Origin of the sequence: Flavobacterium columnare (assembly GCF_014844295.1) — a bacterium.
Lineage (GTDB): Bacteria > Bacteroidota > Bacteroidia > Flavobacteriales > Flavobacteriaceae > Flavobacterium > Flavobacterium columnare.
The window spans coordinates 514871-533869 of sequence record NZ_CP054494.1; the positions used below are offsets into that span (position 1 = coordinate 514871).

The window sequence follows — 18999 nt, forward strand, 5'->3', positions numbered from 1 at the left end:
TCTCTATCTATTGATATATAAATAACCTGCTTTCTCTTTGGTTACACCACTCGTGTTCTCATACTTAAACATATAATAATATGTCCCTTCTGGCAATTCTTCTAATTGTTTGATCGTAACTCGTCCTGATGATATCCCTCGGAATGCTCGATCATTATTATTATATCCTTTTGCCTCATATACTAATACTCCCCATCGGTTGTAAACTTCTACTGAGTTATTAGGAAATTTATCTACACCATCTATAAAAAAGACATCGTTATCTCCATCTCCATTAGGGGTCATGTGATTATACACTACAACTTCCTCATTGTTTGATGGATGAACCGTTACTGTTACAGTGGCGGTATCGCAAATACCAGGTTTAATTACTAAGCATGCATTATATGTAAAACTATAAGTACCTGCTGGCGTTCCTATTGGAACTATTACCTCTCCTGTAGCAGCATTTAGATACGGCACTGGAGATTTTGATGGTACAGTAATTACTGGCTGGGCAAAAGTACTTTGGGCTAATACCACATTACTAATTGTTGCAGAACCTTGACTTAAGTTGTTTATAGCATCATTTACTAAAACATTCCCTACTACCGAACCCGAACCTCCATTTGTTGTAACAAATGCATCATCGTTTGCATCAACCTTAGCTAAAACCTCAATAGTAACTGTTTGCGTAACACAATTTGGAACTAAAGCCCCATTCTCACAAACAGTATAAGTAAAAGTATACGTATTATTATCAACTGTATTATCTACTGTAATTGTTCCATTAGAATTAAGTATCATCCCTTGTGGTAATCCTGTTGTTGTGACTGTTACCTGACCTACTCCTGTTCCTATGGTAGATAATAATGGCTTTCCATTAAATGTATCATTACTATAAATAGACACTGTTCCTGTAGTACCTGATACTATTAATTCTTTATCAGGACCTCCTAAAACTATTGGGTTTTTAACTTCTACTATAGCAATTGCGGTATCGCAGTTTGCTGGGTTAGCTCCGTTCTCACAGATTTGATACTCTACTTGGTATGTGCCACTTGGTGTGGTAGCGCCTACAGTAATCGTACCATCGGCATTTAATGTTAAGCCTGCTGGAACGTTTACACCTGTTAGGCTTACTTGACCTGCTGCTGCACCTATCGTAACGTTTGATCCGTTTAACTTATCGTTTAACGTTACGCTTGGTGTACTACCTCCTGAGGCAACAGTTACTTTGGTATCGTCTATAGCGTCAATAACATTTTTAACTTCTACAATTACATCAGCTGTTTTACAGTTTGCTGGTGTTGCTCCTGTTTCACAAATTGTGTAAGGAATCGTGTAAGTACCACTTGGTGTACCTGGCTCGATGCTTACATTACCATCTGCATCGATACGAATAGGACCTGTAGTAACTGGAGTTACATCTGTGTTGGCTGTGGTTACAGCAACACCGTTTAACGTATCGGCTCCGTTTCCATTATTATTCACTAAAACGCTTCCTGCGGCGGTACTCGTGGTAGCAGAAGTAGCTACAATACCTAAGTTATCGTTCTTAGCAACTAATTCATTTTTAACTTCTACAATTACATCAGCTGTTTTACAGTTTGCTGGTGTTGCTCCTGTTTCACAAATTGTGTAAGGAATCGTGTAAGTACCACTTGGTGTACCTGGCTCGATGCTTACATTACCATCTGCATCGATACGAATAGGACCTGTAGTAACTGGAGTTACATCTGTGTTGGCTGTGGTTACAGCAACACCGTTTAACATATCGGCTCCGTTTCCGTTATTATTCACTAAAACGCTTCCTGCGGCGGTACTCGTGGTAGCAGAAGTAGCTACAATACCTAAGTTATCGTTCTTAGCAACTAATTCATTTTTAACTTCTACAATTACATCAGCTGTTTTACAGTTTGCTGGTGTTGCTCCTGTTTCACAAATTGTGTAAGGAATCGTGTAAGTACCACTTGGTGTACCTGGCTCGATAGTTACATTACCATCTGCATCGATACGAATAGGACCTGTAGTAACTGGAGTTACATCTGTGTTGGCTGTGGTTACAGCAACACCGTTTAATGTATCGGCTCCGTTTCCATTATTATTCACTAAAACGCTTCCTGCGGCGGTACTCGTGGTAGCAGAAGTAGCTACAATACCTAAGTTATCGTTCTTAGCAACTAATTCATTTTTAACTTCTACAATTACATCAGCTGTTTTACAGTTTGCTGGTGTTGCTCCTGTTTCACAAATTGTGTAAGAAATCGTATAAGTACCACTTGGTGTACCTGGCTCGATAGTTACATTACCATCTGCATCGATACGAATAGGACCTGTTGTAACTGGAGTTACATCTGTGTTGGCTGTGGTTACAGCAACACCGTTTAACGTATCGGCTCCGTTTCCATTATTATTCACTAAAACGCTTCCTGCGGCGGTACTCGTGGTAGCAGAAGTAGCTACAATACCTAAGTTATCGTTCTTAGCAACTAATTCATTTTTAACTTCTACAATTACATCAGCTGTTTTACAGTTTGCTGGTGTTGCTCCTGTTTCACAAATTGTGTAAGGAATCGTATAAGTACCACTTGGTGTACCTGGCTCGATGCTTACATTACCATCTGCATCGATACGAATAGGACCTGTTGTAACTGGAGTTACATCTGTGTTGGCTGTGGTTACAGCAACGCCATTTAACGTATCGGCTCCGTTTCCATTATTATTCACTAAAACGCTTCCTGCGGCGGTACTCGTGGTAGCAGAAGTAGCTACAATACCTAAGTTATCGTTCTTAGCAACTAATTCATTTTTAACTTCTACAATTACATCAGCTGTTTTACAGTTTGCTGGTGTTGCTCCTGTTTCACAAATTGTGTAAGGAATCGTATAAGTACCACTTGGTGTACCTGGCTCGATGCTTACATTACCATCTGCATCGATACGAATAGGACCTGTTGTAACTGGAGTTACATCTGTGTTGGCTGTGGTTACAGCAACGCCATTTAACGTATCGGCTCCGTTTCCATTATTATTCACTAAAACGCTTCCTGCGGCGGTACTCGTGGTAGCAGAAGTAGCTACAATACCTAAGTTATCGTTCTTAGCAACTAATTCATTTTTAACTTCTACAATTACATCAGCTGTTTTACAGTTTGCTGGTGTTGCTCCTGTTTCACAAATTGTGTAAGGAATCGTGTAAGTACCACTTGGTGTACCTGGCTCGATAGTTACATTACCATCTGCATCGATACGAATAGGACCTGTTGTAACAGGGGTTACATCTGTGTTGGCTGTGGTTACAGCAACACCATTTAACGTATCGGCTCCGTTTCCATTATTATTCACCAAAACGCTTCCTGCGGCGGTACTCGTGGTAGCAGAAGTAGCTACAATACCTAAGTTATCGTTCTTAGCAACTAATTCATTTTTAACTTCTACAATTACATCAGCTGTTTTACAGTTTGCTGGTGTTGCTCCTGTTTCACAAATTGTGTAAGGAATCGTGTAAGTACCACTTGGTGTACCTGGCTCGATAGTTACATTACCATCTGCATCGATACGAATAGGACCTGTTGTAACAGGGGTTACATCTGTGTTGGCTGTGGTTACAGCAACACCGTTTAACGTATCGGCTCCGTTTCCATTATTATTCACTAAAACGCTTCCTGCGGCGGTACTCGTGGTAGCAGAAGTAGCTACAATACCTAAGTTATCGTTCTTAGCAACTAATTCATTTTTAACTTCTACAATTACATCAGCTGTTTTACAGTTTGCTGGTGTTGCTCCTGTTTCACAAATTGTGTAAGGAATCGTATAAGTACCACTTGGTGTACCTGGCTCGATGCTTACATTACCATCTGCATCGATACGAATAGGACCTGTTGTAACTGGAGTTACATCTGTGTTGGCTGTGGTTACAGCAACGCCATTTAACGTATCGGCTCCGTTTCCATTATTATTCACTAAAACGCTTCCTGCGGCGGTACTCGTGGTAGCAGAAGTAGCTACAATACCTAAGTTATCGTTCTTAGCAACTAATTCATTTTTAACTTCTACAATTACATCAGCTGTTTTACAGTTTGCTGGTGTTGCTCCTGTTTCACAAATTGTGTAAGGAATCGTATAAGTACCACTTGGTGTACCTGGCTCGATGCTTACATTACCATCTGCATCGATACGAATAGGACCTGTTGTAACTGGAGTTACATCTGTGTTGGCTGTGGTTACAGCAACGCCATTTAACGTATCGGCTCCGTTTCCATTATTATTCACTAAAACGCTTCCTGCGGCGGTACTCGTGGTAGCAGAAGTAGCTACAATACCTAAGTTATCGTTCTTAGCAACTAATTCATTTTTAACTTCTACAATTACATCAGCTGTTTTACAGTTTGCTGGTGTTGCTCCTGTTTCACAAATTGTGTAAGGAATCGTGTAAGTACCACTTGGTGTACCTGGCTCGATAGTTACATTACCATCTGCATCGATACGAATAGGACCTGTTGTAACAGGGATTACATCTGTGTTGGCTGTGGTTACAGCAACACCATTTAACGTATCGGCTCCGTTTCCATTATTATTCACCAAAACGCTTCCTGCGGCGGTACTCGTGGTAGCAGAAGTAGCTACAATACCTAAGTTATCGTTCTTAGCAACTAATTCATTTTTAACTTCTACAATTACATCAGCTGTTTTACAGTTTGCTGGTGTTGCTCCTGTTTCACAAATTGTGTAAGGAATCGTGTAAGTACCACTTGGTGTACCTGGCTCGATAGTTACATTACCATCTGCATCGATACGAATAGGACCTGTTGTAACAGGGGTTACATCTGTGTTGGCTGTGGTTACAGCAACACCGTTTAACGTATCGGCTCCGTTTCCATTATTATTCACTAAAACGCTTCCTGCGGCGGTACTCGTGGTAGCAGAAGTAGCTACAATACCTAAGTTATCGTTCTTAGCAACTAATTCATTTTTAACTTCTACTATAGCAATTGCTTTATCACAGTTTACTGGAGTTGCTCCGTTCTCACAGATTTGATACTCTACTTGGTATGTGCCACTTGGTGTGGTAGCACCTACAGTAATCGTACCATCGGCATTTAATGTTAAGCCTGCTGGAACATTTACACCTGCTAGGCTTACTTGACCTGCTGCTGCACCTATCGTAACGTTTGATCCGTTTAACTTATCGTTTAACGTTACATTGGGGGTATTACCTCCTGAGGCAACAGTTACTTTAGCATCGTCTATAGCGTCAATAACATTTTTAACTTCTACAATTATATTGGCTGTTTTACAGTTTACTGGAGTTGCTCCTGTTTCACAAATTGTATAAGGAATCGTGTAAGTACCACTTGGTGTGCCTGGCTGGATCGTTACATTACCATCTGCATCAATACGAATAGAACCTGTTGTAACAGGGGTTACATCTGTGTTGGCTGTGGTTACAGCAACACCGTTTAACGTATCGGATCCGTTTCCATTATTCGCTAAAACGCTTCCTGCGACAGTAGTTGCTGTAGTTGAGGTAGCAATAGTACCTAAATTATCATCCTTAGCTAGTAAATCGTTTTTAACTTCTACAGTTATATTGGCTGTTTTACAGTTTACTGGAGTTGCTCCTGTTTCACAAATTGTATAAGGAATCGTGTAAGTACCACTTGGTGTACCTGGCTGGATCGTTATATTACCATCTGCATCAATACGAATAGAACCTGTTGTAACAGGGGTTACATCTGTGTTGGCTGTGGTTACAGCAACACCGTTTAACGTATCGGATCCGTTTCCATTATTCGCTAAAACGCTTCCTGCGGCAGTAGTTGCTGTGGCTGAAGTAGCAATAATACCTAAATTATCATCCTTAGCTAGTAAATCGTTTTTAACTTCTACTATAGCAATTGCTTTATCACAGTTTACTGGAGTTGCTCCGTTCTCACAGATTTGATACTCTACTTGGTATGTGCCACTTGGTGTGGTAGCGCCTACAGTAATCGTACCATCTGCATTTAATGTTAAGCCTGCTGGAACATTTACACCTGTTAGGCTTACTTGACCTGCTGCTGCACCTATCGTAACGTTTGATCCGTTTAACTTATCGTTTAACGTTACATTGGGGGTATTACCTCCTGAGGCAACAGTTACTTTAGCATCGTCTATAGCGTCAATAACATTTTTAACTTCTACTATAGCAATTGCTTTATCACAGTTTACTGGAGTTGCTCCGTTCTCACAGATTTGATACTCTACTTGGTATGTGCCACTTGGTGTGGTAGCGCCTACAGTAATCGTACCATCGGCATTTAATGTTAAGCCTGCTGGAACATTTACACCTGCTAGGCTTACTTGACCTGCTGCTGCACCTATCGTAACGTTTGATCCGTTTAACTTATCGTTTAACGTTACATTGGGGGTATTACCTCCTGAGGCAACAGTTACTTTAGCATCGTCTATAGCGTCAATAACATTTTTAACTTCTACAATTATATTGGCTGTTTTACAGTTTACTGGAGTTGCTCCTGTTTCACAAATTGTATAAGGAATCGTGTAAGTACCACTTGGTGTGCCTGGCTGGATCGTTACATTACCATCTGCATCAATACGAATAGAACCTGTTGTAACAGGGGTTACATCTGTGTTGGCTGCGGTTACTGCCACTCCGTTTAGAGTGTCTGATCCGTTTCCATTATTCGCTAAAACGCTTCCTGCGACAGTAGTTGCTGTAGTTGAGGTAGCAATAGTACCTAAATTATCATCCTTAGCTAGTAAATCGTTTTTAACTTCTACAGTTATATTGGCTGTTTTACAGTTTACTGGAGTTGCTCCTGTTTCACAAATTGTATAAGGAATCGTGTAAGTACCACTTGGTGTACCTGGCTGGATCGTTATATTACCATCTGCATCAATACGAATAGAACCTGTTGTAACAGGGGTTACATCTGTGTTGGCTGTGGTTACAGCAACACCGTTTAACGTATCGGATCCGTTTCCATTATTCGCTAAAACGCTTCCTGCGGCAGTAGTTGCTGTGGCTGAAGTAGCAATAATACCTAAATTATCATCCTTAGCTAGTAAATCGTTTTTAACTTCTACAGTTATATTGGCTGTTTTACAGTTTACTGGAGTTGCTCCTGTTTCACAAATTGTATAAGGAATCGTGTAAGTACCACTTGGTGTACCTGGCTGGATCGTTACATTACCATCTGCATCAATACGAATAGAACCTGTTGTAACAGGGGTTACATCTGTGTTGGCTGTGGTTACAGCAACGCCATTTAACGTATCGGATCCGTTTCCATTATTCGCTAAAACGCTTCCTGCGGCAGTAGTTGTTATGGCTGAGGTAGCAATAGTACCTAAATTATCATCCTTAGCTAGTAAATCATTTTTAACTTCTACTATAGCAATTGCTTTATCACAGTTTACTGGAGTTGCTCCGTTCTCACAGATTTGATACTCTACTTGGTATGTGCCACTTGGTGTGGTAGCGCCTACAGTAATCGTACCATCTGCATTTAATGTTAAGCCTGCTGGAACATTTACACCTGTTAGGCTTACTTGACCTGCTGCTGCACCTATCGTAACGTTTGATCCGTTTAACTTATCGTTTAACGTTACATTGGGGGTATTACCTCCTGAGGCAACAGTTACTTTAGCATCGTCTATAGCGTCAATAACATTTTTAACTTCTACTATAGCAATTGCTTTATCACAGTTTACTGGAGTTGCTCCGTTCTCACAGATTTGATACTCTACTTGGTATGTGCCACTTGGTGTGGTAGCGCCTACAGTAATCGTACCATCGGCATTTAATGTTAAGCCTGCTGGAACATTTACACCTGCTAGGCTTACTTGACCTGCTGCTGCACCTATCGTAACGTTTGATCCGTTTAACTTATCGTTTAACGTTACATTGGGGGTATTACCTCCTGAGGCAACAGTTACTTTAGCATCGTCTATAGCGTCAATAACATTTTTAACTTCTACAATTATATTGGCTGTTTTACAGTTTACTGGAGTTGCTCCTGTTTCACAAATTGTATAAGGAATCGTGTAAGTACCACTTGGTGTGCCTGGCTGGATCGTTACATTACCATCTGCATCAATACGAATAGAACCTGTTGTAACAGGGGTTACATCTGTGTTGGCTGCGGTTACTGCCACTCCGTTTAGAGTGTCTGATCCGTTTCCATTATTCGCTAAAACGCTTCCTGCGACAGTAGTTGCTGTAGTTGAGGTAGCAATAGTACCTAAATTATCATCCTTAGCTAGTAAATCGTTTTTAACTTCTACAGTTATATTGGCTGTTTTACAGTTTACTGGAGTTGCTCCTGTTTCACAAATTGTATAAGGAATCGTGTAAGTACCACTTGGTGTACCTGGCTGGATCGTTATATTACCATCTGCATCAATACGAATAGAACCTGTTGTAACAGGGGTTACATCTGTGTTGGCTGTGGTTACAGCAACACCGTTTAACGTATCGGCTCCGTTTCCATTATTCGCTAAAACGCTTCCTGCGGCAGTAGTTGCTGTGGCTGAGGTAGCAATCGTACCTAAATTATCATTCTTAGCTATTAAGTCGTTTTTAACTTCTACTATGGCAGTTGCAGTATCGCAGTTTGCTGGAGTTATATTTAAGCCCGTAACTAAATCTGCTTCACATAATTGATATGTAACATTATAAACTCCTGATGGAGTGTTTGCCGCTACTGTTATGTTTCCATTTGCATCTACACTTAATGAACCATTTGTAACAGGAGTTACATTGGTATTAACTGGGGTTACTGCTACTCCATTTATCTTATCATTAGCTGTTACGTTTACTGGAACAACAACCGGTGTATTTAGACTTACAACTGTAACCAATGGATCATTTACTGCATCTATTACATTTTTAGGAATAGGTATACTCGTTGAGGAGTTATTACCTAATGAAGGGTCTACTTCAGTTCCTGTCACAGTAGCTGTATTTGCATAACTCCCCGTAGCTTTAACCGTTGCTACAATATTTAATGTTTCTATAGCTCCATTTGCTAATGTACCAATAGTCCAAACTCCCGTACTTGAATTATACGTTCCTACAGAAGGTAAACTACCAACAAAAGTATATCCCGATGGAAGTAAATCATTTACGGTAACTCCCGTTGCAGTACTTGGTCCTGCATTAGTCACTGTTAGTGTAAAAGTTACATTACTACCTACATTTGGTGTAGCATTACTTACTGTTTTTGTTATCCCTAAATTTGAATTAGGGGTAAAATATCCAAAATCATGTGTTAAATTTGACTCTGATATAAACAATTCTTCTGTTTGTATATTACCTCCTGTAGTTGAGATAGCACTTCCTCCGATAACATTTCCTGTATCGGTTACATTTATAATATAATCACCTGGAAGCAAACCATTTACAGTATAAAAACCCCCTACTCCAGTAGTAACAGTCGTTAATAAAAGATCTGTTCCATCAACAACTCCATTCTTATTTATATCATCATGAATATTAATTGTTGCTCCTGCTATTCCTACGTCTACACCATCAAAAACACCATTATTATTATAATCTCTGTAAACTCTATGTCCTATAACAGCATCTGCAGCAACACATCCACCTGCATCATTCGGGCTTGGTATATCTAAAATTCCATCAGATGTAGTATTTACTTCTGTTCCTGAGATAGTATGAGTAGCTGGATCATATTGTCTAACTCTATCTCCAACTAGCCATAAATTATTCAGATGATCTTGAGCTATTTGAGATATATAAGTATTACTTCCTGATACTGTAGTAGAAGCTGCTGTATTGACACCAAAGGTGTAAGTTGTTGGTATTGTATACTCAAAAATTTTACCACCAAAAGTTCTAACTATTAGATTTCCTATAACAGCAAAATCTCCCATAGATTCAGCTTCATCTATCTGAATTACAGGCACAGCATTAACTAATGTCAAACCATCAGCTGACATCGTACATCTATAAATTACTGTATCAGCATTAGCCGTCCCTGTAAGGGATTGTTCTATCGCCAAATATAAAAACCCTCCATCAAAAGCGGCTCCTCCAGAACCTACACCTGCTGTTCCTAATGTTATCCCTTGGGCTGTGACATTTGGAGATACTACAACATGCGTATTAGTAGCTATATTGTAAGCATACAAAGCAGCATTAGATACATTATTATTAGTATCGGTATAATACATTACTCTATTTGCCGCATCAGTAGCAAAAGAATTCATACCTGCCGATCCTACTCCACTTACAAAAGGACTAGTAGTTATAAAAGTAGACTTACCTGTTCTAATATTAACAGAATAAATATTATTGCTTACATTCATCAAAAAGCCTCCTTGTTGAAAACCAGTTCCACATTGCGAATATGACTTTTGAACAGGTAAAAAGAATAATGTGGTAAGACAAATTAGAAAAATTAAGCCTCTAAACTTAATTCTAAATGTTTTTGGTATTTTTTCGACCATATATTAAATTTTAAATTTTAGAATAAGGTTTTAAAAATATGTTTTTCACATATTATATTATTTAAAATATTATCTCTTTAATGTTTTAAAACAAACTCATTATTAAGATTAAAAAGACATAACTAAAAGTATATTGATCTTCAATAAAACTTTTACCTTCTTTATAAGGTTAAATACAACCTATAATACCCATAATCAACTAAAAAATTAATATCATCGAACATCTTATCAATAAAATCATAAGATTATTACTTCAAATTTATGACCCCATTTTTTAGTAAAATAATTCATTTTTAGAAATGAATTGTAAAATAATTACTCGAATTTTATTTCTTTATATCATATCATCTATTTTTTAATTATTATACACTAAAGCGGTTCTTAGTTAAGATACAACAAGTTTTTTACTGTATACTAAGAAGTTATTAAAATTATTATACTTTCTGATTAATATCCTTTATATTGATTTTATCTAACTTTAAAGAAGCCTTAATTGATAAACACTACACAAAGAGCAATAGAACGAAGATTAGAACATTTTCTCATCAACTATTAAATTAGGGGCAAAAAAAACTCTTATTTAGACTATTTTTAAAAGACAATAACACTTGAATAAGTTAGTTCTCTTTTTGATTGTACTTTACAGTCCCTGATAGGAATACATTTATTATGTATTAAGGTCTAATTTTTTAATGAAATAAATACGAATAAAAAAAACAGTTCTATCTCCTTACACATATAAATCAAAAAATGAGAAACTGTTTTTATAATCCTTTTCTCATTTTTTCTATAAGTACTTAATTAATAATTATTTTTTTAGATACTATCCTTTTGAGTTTATCTTGAATTTTGACAATATATGTTTGAGTTTGAATATGATCAACCGCTAATGTATATTTGGATTTTTCATTAGATTGTAAAGAGGCACATTTAATACTTTTTCCTGTGAGGTCTAACAAACATACCTCTTGCAAATCGTGTTCTTGTTTATTGTCTATAATAATAGATCTTTGTTCTTTGTTATAATAGACAATTAAATCTTGAGCCAACTTTATTTCATCCGTATTTAAAACTTCTGATTTTTTATCAAATACAATTTCATAAGTTTCGTAATCTTCCCCTTTTTTTACAAAAAACCCAACGGGATCCCCGTTTAAATCATAGTACTGATCCTCTTTTATATTGTGTAAGTATATTTTAGAATTCTCCATTCCTTCTTCTGATGCTTTTTGAATTCTAAAAACACAGTCTTGATCAGATACACATTTTAAAGAATATTTTGTATTTTCATTAAATGGTCTACAATCATGAATGAAGGATTCTTGATTAATTGTTAAATTTATATCTTTGCTGTATATTGAAGGTGATTTTGAATCGCCTCTATCAACGCCTACCTCACATCCGTTCATTAATACCAATGCTAATTCTTTAGTAGCAACTCCTTCGCAAAACGAAACTTTTAACTTAATGTTTGGATTAGCCACTCTTTCTTTTGTATAATCAACTCCTGCAACATTAGGAATTGGAGGATAAAAGGAATTGATGTTTTTATTGTTAGTATTTCTTTCAAATTGTGAAGTTGTATTTACCACATTTTCCTTTACAAATACACGGTGGGAATTTTTTATAGTTAACTCACCATTAGCCTTTCCTCGAACCATAAATCCCTGACCAATAGGTGAAAAACGCCTTTTATAATCATGCCCAGGGGAACTGTAAATAGCCCCTTTATTACCCGCAGAATCATAGGTATAAAAAACAGCAGGAGTATAAACACTTGTAGTTGAATTATACACCCCATATCCTCCCCTGTACTCACCTAAATAATGTGAATTTACTGTTTTATCGTGTTCCCAAAACAACGCGGTTCCATCTGAAAAAGGAACGTTCGCAGGATCATTAAGAAATAAGTTTAAATCTATTGCGCTAGGATATGGATTACCTGTTAAAGTTAGTTTTCCGTCTGCTATTGGCACTTTTATATCACCAGAATTCGGTTTTCCTCTAAAATCATAACGCTGATTACTTCCTGAATTATTCTGAGTTAGTCCCGTCATAGGAATCATATTATCGGTTCCCATTGTACCTTTCATTGAAAAGCCTTCTCCTGCTTTTATATCAATAGCATCTCCTTTGAATACCCATCCGTTGTATACACTAGATTGTTGATAGGTATGTATCCATCTTTTAGCAATTGTTAGTCCTCCATTTGTTGAAACACCATCGAGTCCTGAAGTTATAACGGCATCTGACTTTCCTAACGAAGTAAGAGGCAACTTTAATCTACTAATTCCAAATTTAGAATTACCTGTTGTTGAACTAGGTTCACCTACAGGAGAACACCAATAGTTGTATTGAAAATTATTTACCGTTCCTTCTTGAAAAACAGAAAGATTACCCAACCCTACATTAGTAGAAGTTCCTGAAGATGTTTGCATCAGTTGTCCTTCCTTTCTCAAAAAGAAATTTCCTTCAGAACTAGCTAAATTCACATTTCCTTGAACTGTTACAAGTACGTCTTGTACAAAGAAATATTTATTAGGATCTCCTCCTACATATAATTGCGAATAGTTTTTACTAGATAAAAAAAATAAAAAATAAAAAAGAAAAATAGTTTTTTTTCTCATAACATACATATTTAAGCACTATAACCCAAAGCATCTAATCCAAATATCATCCTATTTTTTTTCTATAGGAATGATACAACCATAAAAAAAATGCCATAATAATAAGGACACTTTCACTACACCCAACACTCAAACCTACAGGAGGAGTCGCATCAAAAGGAGCTGGAGGTGCGTTTTTAAGGTCTACAAAAAGCTTCATATGATTCTTTTTAAACAAATTACATTGTAAAAGTAATTCTTTTTTTATTTTTTTCTTTTCTTTTTTACTAGAAAATTTTCTACATAAAAAAATCTATACAGAATATATTCTATTGGAAATAAAACAAAATTAAAATCAACTTAAACTGGATTTTTCATTTACTAAATTTATTTATTTTCTTACAATCCCTCAGTAAAACCATAGACAACACTATCTATAAAAAAAACTAATACATACTCGTTTTACCATAAATAAAATCTAATTTATCCTAAATAAATTAAAGCATAGGTTTTTATCCTAAAATAATCTTTTAAATTGAATGATTAACACCCTAAAACTATTTTACAAAATATTTTCTGTAAAATAATTCAACAATTCAACGTTATTAGTTAGATCCAATTTACCTAGAATTCTTTTACGTAAAGTTGATATGGTCGATTCTTTTATATCTAAATGATAAACCATTTCTTTATTTCCCATGCCACTTAACATACATTCTAATATATCGAGTTCTCTTTCCGTAAGTGTTTCAAGTCTTTTTACCTTTTCTTCATTTAAGGGTGAACTTACAAAGCCTCCTGTATTAAAAACCGTTTCGAGTGTATGTATAAAAGCAGATGCTTCTGACTGTTTGGTTAGAATAGCATTTACTTCTTTCTTTAAGATATTAAATTCTTTGAACGATAATCCACTTGTAAAAACAACAATCTTTGCTTGAGCTGACTTTGCTCTGATTTCAGAAATTTTTTGAGTTAAATTAGCATCTGCGTAGTTTACATCTAACAACAATACATCATATTGATTTTGTTCTATTGCTTCTAAAACCTGTTGAATTGAATTAGCATAAGAAAATGTTGCTTTTTCAAATGCAGGTCTCACCAATACTTCTATCCCACGACATACTACTGCATGATCATCTGCAATCAAAACTTTCTTTTCTCCTTTTATATTCATTATTTATTAAAATTCAGATTAAACTTAATTTGGCTTCCTTTATTTAATTCGCTTTCAACAGAAATTGTGCCATTACTTGCTTTTATGATATTTTTACACAAATACAATCCCAATCCGAGACTTAAAGCATCAACAGACTTATTATTTTTACTCTGATACTCTAAATCAAATATTTTTTCTTTATCTTCTTTCGAAATCCCTATTCCATCATCTTTCACTGTAAAAGAAAAAGATTGTATGTCTTCGTTTTTTTCCAATTTAGCTATAATTTCTATTTTTGATTTTGCAAACTTTACTGCATTACCAACTATATTATATACCAATTGGTAGAACTTAGCTTTATCGTATTGTACAATACAACTAGCAGGCAATTCATTTTTAAATATTAAATCAATATTTTTTGAAGAAGCAAAAATCTTTAATGAATTAACAATTGCTGTGGTTTCTTCTGACATATTAACGGGTTCCAATTTCAACTTGGTTTCTCCTTCATTATTTTTCACTAATTCTAATGCTTGATTCGATATATGTGTTAATGTATTAGAAGTATAGACTACCGTGTCAAAAAATTCTTGCAATTCGATATCTTTATTTTTATTCCCCATAAACGCCCCATATAAATTAATAATACTAACAGGGGTTTTTATTTCATGGGTTAATGTTGAAATAATACGATTTTTCAAAAATAAATCTTTTGTTATTTGATCTTTTGCTTCTGATAATTTTCTTTTAACTCTAAATACGTCTGTTATATATTTCAATAATACAAACAACATCAGTACTATTAGAACCATAACAGTTATAATTAAATAGAATCGTACTTTTTTATTTACTTTAGCTTGTTCATCTATTTTTACTGAATTATCATCTAATACATCATCTATCATTAGCTTCAATTTATCATTTATCTGACGGTAAGCAGAAACTAGTGCTTGATTTTTTTGAACTAAGTTTTTTTCTCCTTTTTTAATATTCGTTAAACTTCTACTAATAGCTCCAAATTGTTTATTATAATGTTTCTGTGACTCTAATAAAACATTTTTAAACTGCTGTTTTATATCTCCTGAAACTACTTTTTTCCCAAACTTAAGACGAAGTATGCTATTAATTTGTTCTTTCTGTACATCATTTTGTCCCTTTAAAGCACTTCCTAATCTTGAAAATAAGCCTTTTTTCTTTACACTGTCTACTTTTTTATCCGTTTCAAATTCAACACTATTTAAGACATCTTCAAATTTATAATTACTTGGTTTCAAAAACTCGTCTAAGTTAAGTTGTTGAGAAATTGTTGATCGGTCATTAATTATCGAATCTGTTTTTTGCTTTAAATTTATTAAATTTTCATTAAGAGTCACATTCTTTCTTATCTTATCCTTTAGTTTTATACTTTGATTTTGATCTGTAATAAGATCATTCAAATGTTTAGCCATTAAAACAAGGCTTTCATTATATTTTTTAAGATCTGGTAATTCTCTAAAAAGTATATATTTATTAAAATACGATTGAGTTCCTTCAATCAAATCAGAAAGCTTTTGTGCTTTATCTTTAAATTCTCTATCAACTTTATCTTGTTGTGTAATTACTAATAATTGTTTTTCTCCTTTATATTCTAAAAACACCAGATAGAAAAAGAGTATTTGCAATAAAAGTATTACAATAAGGCTTAAGTAAGATTTATTTTGAAGCTTATTCATGTTTATTTATTAATTTTGCAGACTTACAGGCTTTTTTAACAAAAATTTACGATTTACCTTTTTTAGAAAAGCAAGTTTTTTACATTTATTTAACGCAAAAATACTTAATTTTTTCTTTTAACAATGAGTTTCAACACTGAAATACAACGCCGAAGAACTTTTGGAATTATATCGCACCCCGATGCTGGGAAGACCACTTTAACTGAAAAACTCTTACTTTTTGGAGGAGCTATTCAAGAAGCGGGAGCTGTAAAAAGTAATAAAATAAAAAAAGGAGCTACTTCTGACTTTATGGAAATTGAACGTCAAAGAGGTATTTCCGTGGCTACTTCGGTTCTAGCCTTTAATTATAAAAACAAAAAAATCAACATTCTTGACACACCTGGTCACAAAGATTTTGCAGAAGATACATTTAGAACTTTAACAGCCGTTGATAGTGTTATCGTTGTAGTAGACGTAGCAAAAGGGGTTGAGGAGCAAACTGAAAAACTGGTAGAGGTTTGTCGTATGCGCAACATTCCTATGATCGTTTTTATTAATAAATTAGACCGTGAAGGGAAGGATGCTTTTGACTTAATGGATGAAGTAGAAAAAAAATTAGGTCTTCATGTTACACCTCTCAGCTTTCCTATTGGCATGGGATATGATTTTCAAGGAATTTATAATATTTGGGAAAAGAACATTAATTTATTTGAAGGCGATAGCCGAAAAAACATTGAAGAAACAATTGCTTTTGAAAATGTTAACAATCCCGAATTAGAAAAGATAATAGGCGAAAAGGCCGCTCTTAAATTAAGAGAAGAATTAGAGCTTATTGAAGAAGTATACCCTTCTTTTGATCGTGAAGCCTACTTAAAAGGCCATTTACAACCTGTGTTCTTTGGTTCTGCATTAAATAATTTTGGTGTTCGCGAACTCCTCGATTGTTTTATTGAAATTGCCCCTTCTCCCAGACCTAAACATTCTGATACTCGAGAAGTTAAACCAGACGAAAATAAGTTTTCAGGATTCGTTTTTAAAATACATGCTAATATGGATCCGAAACATAGAGATCGTTTGGCATTCATCAAAATTGTTTCAGGAACATTTGAACGCAACAAACCTTATTTACATGTTCGTCATGGTAAAAACTTAAAATTTTCTAGTCCAAATGCTTTTTTTGCTGAGAAAAAAGAAATTGTTGACATATCATATCCTGGGGATATCGTAGGCTTGCATGATACGGGCAATTTTAAGATTGGTGATACTCTTACAGAGGGCGAACAAATGAATTTCAAAGGAATTCCTAGCTTTTCTCCTCTTCATTTTCGTTATATAAACAACGCTGATCCCTTAAAAGCAAAACAATTAGAAAAAGGAATTGACCAATTAATGGATGAGGGGGTTGCACAGTTATTTACACTTGAAATGAATGGAAGAAAAGTAATTGGTACTGTAGGAGCTCTTCAGTATGAGGTCATACAATATAGATTAGAGCACGAATACGGAGCTAAATGTACCTATGAAAACTTTCCTGTTTTTAAAGCCTGTTGGATTCAACCAGATGATCCTAAAAACGAAGAATTTGCAGAATTTAAGCGTATTAAGCAAAAATTCTTAGCAAAAGATAAATATGGTCAAATGGTTTTCTTAGCGGATTCAGATTTTTCAATTCAAATGACTCAACAAAAATACCCAAGTGTTAAATTACATTTTACGTCAGAATTTGAATAGAAAAACCAATATAGAATAAGACTATCCTAAAATAGGAACTCTTTTTCTGAGAATTGTGTCTACTAAGGCACATTCATAACAACATAAACACTTGCTTATCAATAAAATAAGTCTTATTTCAGAAGAACCAAACCCCGAAAAAACTCAAAAAGAGTCAAAAACGGGGTTTTTCTTTAAATGCTATGGCAAAAATACAACGTTTAAGCGAATTTCAGTACCAATTGCCTGTTAGGGGCAAACAATTAAAATATACAAATACATTAAATATAAAAAAATAGAAAACCCCAATAAACACAAGGCTTAACAACAAATGAAGTCTTTTTTTATACCCGAAATAAAATGTACAAAAACTACCATTTACTACCATTCAATTATCAAAAAACTACCATATAACCCTTATATACTACCTATATTCGGCTTACTTCTGAATCTGCCTCCAAAATTTTTTTAGGACAGCCTCTTTTTAAAATCGGATCGTTTATCTCAAATATAAATTATTATCATTACGCCTTCCCTGTTGGACCAAAATTCAAAGGAATCTGAGGATGCTCTCCCTCCTTAATATCTCCGTGTGCTTTTTCAAATCTGTGAATATTTTCGATTAGAGCTTGTGCTAGACGTTTAGCATGTTCAGGAGTTAATACAATTCTTGACTTGACTTTTGCTTTTGGCATACCTGGCATAATATTAATAAAATCGACTACAAACTCGGTATCAGAATGATTGATTATGGCTAGGTTAGAATAAGTTCCTTCAGCAATTGTCTCTTCTAATTCTATATTTATCTGTCCCTCTTGCTCTTGATTAAGATTACTCATTATATTTTTATTTAAATGTTACGTAGTATTATTAGAACAATAATAGTAAAAAAATCCAAGAGTTCACAAGGTTCGGATTTATATTTTGTAGAATACTCTAATTATTAGGAATTACATTCTTCTTTAAAACCTATTAATCATTTTATAGTTGTTTCTCATAAATACAATACTAAAAAAAATATTTCATCTATTTCCAATACCTGTTTCTCTTAATTTGGATTCATTAGAATCTAGAAATAATTCTTATTATTCTAAAAACAATAAGTATTGCTACTATTGCACCTACAACCATTTGTCTTGTACTGATTCCTCCATAATTATCCTCAGAAGAACCTCTTTGATAAATTGGCTCAGGAATATTTATTCCCTTTAATGCTTCATCAATTTCAGATTTAGAATACCCCATGGAAATTAAATTTTGAATAATCCCTTTTTCTGAAAAACCATTTTCAATTTGCCTTTCTATTTCAGAAGTTATATTTTTATTTTGTTTCATTCTATTTGTACGTTTATAGATTAAATGCAAAAAGCTGCCCATT

The 18999-nt window shown here is 34.8% G+C and carries 8 protein-coding genes; 1 reads left to right on the plus strand and 7 read right to left on the minus strand.

Annotated features, from left to right (window positions below; all coding sequences use genetic code 11):
- Nucleotides 1-3: 3 nt before the first annotated feature.
- The 5 genes from HUE53_RS02365 to HUE53_RS02385 form a co-directional block, all read right to left on the minus strand.
- Nucleotides 4-10455 (minus strand): T9SS type B sorting domain-containing protein, encoded by a 10452-nt coding sequence (locus tag HUE53_RS02365; RefSeq protein ID WP_192188674.1) that lies wholly within the window; start codon nt 10453-10455, stop codon nt 4-6.
- Nucleotides 10456-11252: 797 nt separating this feature from the next.
- A complete protein-coding gene (locus tag HUE53_RS02370; RefSeq protein WP_192188675.1) occupies nt 11253-13082 on the minus strand; it encodes a T9SS type A sorting domain-containing protein in 1830 nt (609 codons plus the stop codon).
- Between the two features lie 46 nt (nt 13083-13128).
- Nucleotides 13129-13281 carry a hypothetical protein gene (locus HUE53_RS02375; protein ID WP_158308445.1) on the minus strand — a complete coding sequence of 51 codons (153 nt, stop codon included), beginning with the start codon at nt 13279-13281 and terminating at the stop codon, nt 13129-13131.
- A 342-nt stretch (nt 13282-13623) separates the two neighbouring features.
- The gene (locus HUE53_RS02380; protein WP_014166154.1) at nt 13624-14235 is read right to left on the minus strand and encodes a response regulator transcription factor; all 612 of its coding nucleotides are present in this window, start codon (nt 14233-14235) and stop codon (nt 13624-13626) included.
- Entirely contained in the window at nt 14235-15929 is a 1695-nt protein-coding gene (locus tag HUE53_RS02385; protein ID WP_077225848.1) for a sensor histidine kinase, read from the minus strand. The genes HUE53_RS02380 and HUE53_RS02385 overlap by 1 nt, the downstream gene beginning before the upstream one ends.
- A 123-nt stretch (nt 15930-16052) precedes the next feature.
- Between HUE53_RS02385 and HUE53_RS02390 the strand changes: the two genes are divergently transcribed.
- Nucleotides 16053-17642, plus strand: coding sequence for a peptide chain release factor 3 (locus tag HUE53_RS02390; protein ID WP_014166156.1), 1590 nt, complete (start codon nt 16053-16055; stop codon nt 17640-17642).
- A gap of 503 nt (nt 17643-18145) precedes the next feature.
- Here HUE53_RS02390 and HUE53_RS02395 read toward each other — a convergent pair.
- The gene (locus HUE53_RS02395; protein WP_192188676.1) at nt 18146-18460 is read right to left on the minus strand and encodes a DUF3467 domain-containing protein; all 315 of its coding nucleotides are present in this window, start codon (nt 18458-18460) and stop codon (nt 18146-18148) included.
- A gap of 223 nt (nt 18461-18683) precedes the next feature.
- Nucleotides 18684-18956 carry a hypothetical protein gene (locus HUE53_RS02400; protein ID WP_014166158.1) on the minus strand — a complete coding sequence of 91 codons (273 nt, stop codon included), beginning with the start codon at nt 18954-18956 and terminating at the stop codon, nt 18684-18686.
- Nucleotides 18957-18999 lie beyond the last annotated feature (43 nt).

Excerpts from the sequence above, each read along its gene's own strand:
- HUE53_RS02385 (WP_077225848.1), bottom strand. The coding sequence starts at position 15,929 with ATGAATAAGCTTCAAAATAAATCTTACTTAAGCCTTATTGTAATACTT.
- HUE53_RS02395 (WP_192188676.1), bottom strand. The coding sequence starts at position 18,460 with ATGAGTAATCTTAATCAAGAGCAAGAGGGACAGATAAATATAGAATTA.
- HUE53_RS02400 (WP_014166158.1), bottom strand. The coding sequence starts at position 18,956 with ATGAAACAAAATAAAAATATAACTTCTGAAATAGAAAGGCAAATTGAA.
- HUE53_RS02390 (WP_014166156.1), top strand. The coding sequence starts at position 16,053 with ATGAGTTTCAACACTGAAATACAACGCCGAAGAACTTTTGGAATTATA.
- HUE53_RS02375 (WP_158308445.1), bottom strand. The coding sequence starts at position 13,281 with ATGAAGCTTTTTGTAGACCTTAAAAACGCACCTCCAGCTCCTTTTGAT.
- HUE53_RS02370 (WP_192188675.1), bottom strand. The coding sequence starts at position 13,082 with ATGAGAAAAAAAACTATTTTTCTTTTTTATTTTTTATTTTTTTTATCT.
- HUE53_RS02365 (WP_192188674.1), bottom strand. The coding sequence starts at position 10,455 with ATGGTCGAAAAAATACCAAAAACATTTAGAATTAAGTTTAGAGGCTTA.
- HUE53_RS02380 (WP_014166154.1), bottom strand. The coding sequence starts at position 14,235 with ATGAATATAAAAGGAGAAAAGAAAGTTTTGATTGCAGATGATCATGCA.